Origin of the sequence: Vibrio olivae (genome assembly GCF_042428525.1) — a bacterium.
Classification (GTDB): Bacteria; Pseudomonadota; Gammaproteobacteria; order Enterobacterales; family Vibrionaceae; genus Vibrio; species Vibrio olivae.
Genome location: NZ_JBHMEP010000092.1, coordinates 1 through 593 on the forward strand (window position 1 = coordinate 1; position 593 = coordinate 593).

Sequence of the window (593 nt, forward strand, 5' to 3'; positions counted from 1 at the left end):
GTGGAGTTTTCCCGGTGGTCTGAAACCGCCGAGGGTCGCCGAAAGCAAGTGCAATACGTCCGGGCATTGTTGCCGGAGAATGTGCAAAAACGTATTGCCGAGATTGACGCCGAGGTTATGACCGTTAAGGAGAAAAGAAAGGACGCCAACGCCGAGGTCAAGACGTACACGACCATTTGCGCCGCCGCCGAAAAGCAGTTGAAACCGGGCGACGTCAAAACGTATGCCGAGAAAATCGACATTGCCGATTTAATGGAGGAACAAAACGAGAACGCCCGGTTGATTGAGAAAGCGAAAACCGTGCGTACCGCATTGCAAACCCGGACGGAACAATTGGAGGCAATCCCCGGTCGTATCAAAGCCGCCGAGGAAACCAAGAATACAGAGATTGACGCCGCAATAAAGTATGAGGCGGAAGCCCAAGCCGAATACGACCGGATTGTTGCCGAGGCAAAAAAGGTATTTGAAGCGGCAAAGAAAAAGAGCAAAGCCGATGCGAAAGCCGCCGCCGACAAATACGACGAAACATTGGCGCAAATCCAAACGGATAAAGCCGATTACGAAACCCGCAAGAACAACGCCGCCGCATGGTT

1 protein-coding gene is annotated in these 593 nt (G+C 52.4%); it reads left to right on the forward strand.

The window, feature by feature from the left end:
* The coding region (locus ACFFUV_RS23665; RefSeq protein WP_390198442.1) for a hypothetical protein at positions 1-593 on the forward strand (593 nt) is incomplete at both ends.